General features: G+C 67.5%; 2 protein-coding genes. Both read left to right on the top strand.

All coding sequences use genetic code 11. The features are described 5' to 3' along the window. Nucleotides 1–1,954 (top strand): DEAD/DEAH box helicase family protein (locus IH13_RS0127725; RefSeq protein ID WP_031088710.1); only part of this gene is annotated, 1,954 nt, incomplete at its 5' end. Continuing rightward, a partial coding sequence (locus IH13_RS0127720) for a hypothetical protein (protein ID WP_031088709.1) occupies nt 1,944–4,120 on the top strand: 2,177 nt, incomplete at its 3' end. The genes IH13_RS0127725 and IH13_RS0127720, both read left to right, overlap by 11 nt.

Genomic DNA, 4,120 nt, shown 5'->3' with positions numbered 1-4,120 from the left:
GATGTGTATAAGAGACAGGGACTACCTGATCGCGGGCGAGACGCTGCAATTGGCCGTCGAGTTGGACGGGTTCGCCTTTCACAGCGACCGGGCGGCGTTCACCTACGACCGGCTGAGGCAGAACGATCTGGCCGCCTCAGGTCTGACCGTGCTGCGGTTCTCCTACGATGCGGTGCGCACGGACACGGCACGCTGCGTGGCCCAGCTGCAGGCGATGCTCCGCCTCGATCCGCTGCTGGCGCCATGGGTGACTGCGGTACCGAATGTTGAGGTCCCTGATATGGCCGGGGATCCGATGCGGTCCGCCGACCCGCCCCGCGGTGCGGCACCGGTCTGGCCGGTGCCGGGTGGTGCGTACTTCGACGAGGTGCGTGGACGGGTGGACCGGGGGCCTTTACGGTCCTGCCAGGACGAGGCGCTGGCCGCACTGGCGAACTACTACGCCTCCGGGGGCCGCCATGGCGCCACGGTCATGGCGGTCGGGGCCGGAAAGACGGCTCTCGGTGTGGCGGCGGCGCTGTCGTTCACCAGGAAGCGGGCCCTGGTAGTGACGCCCGGGTCGGTGATCCGCGGCACCTTCGCGTCCGCTCTCGACCCGGGGACTGCGGGCAATGTGTTGTACGGGCTGGCAAGGGGTCCGCTGCTGCCCGGTACCCGCCCGCCGGCCACGTTGGTGCTGGATGCGGACGAGGAGCAGATCAGCCATGTCAGCCGCGGGCGGCTGCTGGCAGCGGACATCGTGGTCACGAACTTTCATGCGTTGGGGACCGGCGACAGCGGCGGGGATCTCTTGGCGAAGCTGGAGCCGGGGGACGTCGACTTCATCGTGGTCGATGAGGCGCACATTGCGGCCAGCGACTCCTATCAGCGGTTGTTCGCCCGCTTTCCCGCTGCGCGCACGCTGCTGATGTCGGCGTGCTTCACCCGCCTGGACGGCAAGCCCATCGATGCCGATGTCGTCTACCGCTACCGGCTGGTGGACTCCGTGGCGGACGGATCGGCGAAGAACCTGCGGGCGCACCGGTTCGCACCCGAGACAGCGTCGACGGTGTATGAGGCGGTGTGGCCCGACGGGCGTCGTGAGCAGGTCGTGGGGCGTGACGCCCTGCTGAGCAGGCTGGGCGACGAGCGGAAGCTGGCACGTATCACCGCGCAGTCTGATGCGTCGGTCCGGCAGGTGATGGCGGTGACGCGGGCGTGTCTGGACGTGCAGGCCAAGCTGCTGGATCCGGTCAGGCCACGGGTGTTGTTCGCGGCGATGGGCCAGGCCCATGCTGAGCAGATCGCTCGGATCGCCGAGGAGCACGGTATCGCCTGCGCGACGCTGCACCACAGCATGCCGGCCTCGGCGATCGCTGCGACGCGCAGGCGGTTCGAGTCGGAGGCGGGTGACCTTGAAGGCATTGTGCAGCTGCGGATGCTCGGCCAGGGTTACGACTTCCCGCCCATCACCGTTGTCGTGCCTCTGCGACCGTATGGCAGCTTCGGTGAGTTCTATCAGTTCGTCGGCCGCGGCGTCCGGGTTCTGCGCCATCCTCGCCTTGCCCCCGATCAGCAGTACCTGGACGTGGTCTGTCACGCCGAACTCGGCCTGGAAGAGCACCTGGAGGCGTTGTGCGAGGACAACGACATGGACCCCGCTGTTCTGCTCGATACCCCGCTGATCGACGCCACTGTGCTGGACACCGTCCTCGACGGCGGTGACGAGGGCCCGGACGGGACCGGCTCGGCGGAGGATCGCGGCCTGGGCGGGATGGATGCATTCGTGCTGTACGAGCGGGGGCGTGTCGAGGAACGCGTGATCCACGGGGTGGACCGGGTGGAAGCGCGGCGGGATGAGCGGGAGACGCAGCTGCTGGCGCAGCGTTACGCCGTCTATGCGCAGTCCACTATGGCTCCGGTCCCGTTCGAGCAGTTCGTCGAGTACATGCGGAGGCTGACCGGTGGCAAGTGACCAGACGTACTGGTGGCACTCGGCCACACAAGCCGGCCCCGGGGAAGCCCTCAGTCTGGAGGCGAGGGCCGGACAACAGCAACGGTTTGCCGAGCTCTGTCTCTTATACGCCCAGCCGGTGGCAACCATCAGCCGCGGCCGCGGGCTTCATACCCCGGACACTGCCAAGGTGACGGCCCTCACTCAGGAAGAGGCCGTCTTCTGCGCGAGCGCCTTCGGGGTCAAGGAGCAGCAGCGGCGCGGTGCGTGGTACCTGCCGTCGAAGCTGTCTGTGAAGGCGGGGGCGGTCGACCTGCCGTATCTGCTGCGTGCACGCCCTGCTCATGCTCTGACGCTGGCCGCCGATGAGACTGCCCGTCTCACTGCGGTTGAGGGTGCGGACACCATAGTGCTCTGGGCGCTGCTGGTGCCGTTGTTCGAGACGCTGCTTCAGCCGGTCCGGCTGCGAGCGGCGGGAGATATCTTCCCGCCCACCCAGCAGAAGGAGTTCTGGGCGTTGATCGAGGAACGCTACCGACTCCTGGGCATCAGGGATGGTGCGCTGGAGGTGTTCCGTTTCGGCAGTGGCTGGCACACGCTGGACCGCAGCGGGCAGCAGCAGGCTCGTCTGGCATTGCTGGACACCCTTACTGGTAGTGATCTTGTTCAGCTCGTCGCCCGTCACCGGATCCAACGGCTCCAGGGGCTCATGGCCGGCTTCGCCAAGAAGGCGAAGGCCGGCACGGCCCTGGCGCGCCGAGTGCTCACCAAGGACCTGCAACCCGTCGCATCCGCCTACTTCGGGGGCGACTGGCTGGCGGTCTTGGACTATCTCCAGGCTCGTCCGCACCCGGACGAGGAAATCATCACTGCCCTGCCTGAGCCCCGTCTGTATGTGGGCACGTCCGCCCAGGCAGCCGGCATTGCTGCCGAGGCGGGCATCGCGGAGTCCGAGGTCCAGGCGATGCTGGCCGCCTTCCTCGGCGGGGGCAGCACCGTGTCTCCTGTCGAGGAGCGGGCCGCAGTGCTGCGGAGCTGGTGGGCGGGCTTTGACCAGAGCCATGCCGTCCAGTCGCCGGGGATGCCGTCCTTGTGGGGTCTGGTTGATCAGGAACTCATGAGCCTTTCCCGTAGCGAGCAGGGCTTCACCCCTCAGCTGTACCGGCAGCGGTTGCCAGCCGACGTACTCCATGAGGTCGGGAGGCTGTGGGAAACCGTGACACTGCAGCGTCACCCCGGCAGTATCGTCAGCAACCCGCGGCCGCACCAGACCATGGCTGATGCTCTGGGTCCTGCGGGCGAGTTCTGGCACGGTGTGGCCCTGACCGCATGGTTCGTGTGTGAAGGCCCCTACTCCCGCACTACCTTGGACCGCGTCGACCGCTATTACAGCAAGCCTTTGGCGGCCCTGCGGGCGGCAGGCTGTCCCGTCGACACAGTCTTCTTCCGAGAGCTGCGTGCTGCCGAGCAGATGCTGGGCCCGGAGAAGGAAGTCGCCGACCCTGCGGCCAGTGCAGTGGAGACACCGTACGGGCAGATGACATTTACCTCCTACATGGGCCACGGAACACGCCGGGAGGGCTTCGAGCGGGTACGGGACCTCATCACCCGTTACCGGCGTGCGTGGGCCGAGCAGCACCTCGAGGCCTACCTGCAGCACCGGTGGCGCTCCGAGCTGGAGAGCGTCGCCCATCAGCTTCACCGTTTCGTCGCTGAGAAGGGGCGTCCGCCCACGCTGATTCAGTTCTCGCGGTTCGCCACCACCGCGGCCAACCACTGGACCGGGGGTGATCTGGGCGCGCTGTACACGGCGATCGGTGAACCGGCTCCTGCCGTCCAGGAACGGCCGGCACGTCTGTTGGCCGATGACGGCTACGACTTTGCCCGACGGGTGTACCAGGAGCTGGGCGGGACAGTTGTCGACCACGGCACGTGGACGAACGATCCGGAAGAAACCCGGCGGCAGTGGCAGCTGGGCCGGCTGGCCGCCGAAAGCCTGCGCTACGTGCAGGTGCAAGAGGCCCTCGGACAGCCGCCAACGGCTAATCAGTTTGGGGCGCAGCGTCTGGTCTGGCCATGGCCTGGCAAGGAAGAGGAGGGCTGGCCTGTTCTCCAACGCGTCCTCGCCACGCTCACCGGCACCAGCCGGCTCCCGGTCTCCCCCCTCACCGCCGCTGCTGGTGCCGC

The organism is Streptomyces sp. NRRL WC-3549, assembly GCF_000721935.1.
Lineage (GTDB): Bacteria > Actinomycetota > Actinomycetes > Streptomycetales > Streptomycetaceae > Streptomyces.
The sequence above is the reverse complement of the archived record's forward strand: the minus strand, read 5'-3'. Positions and strand labels throughout refer to the sequence as shown.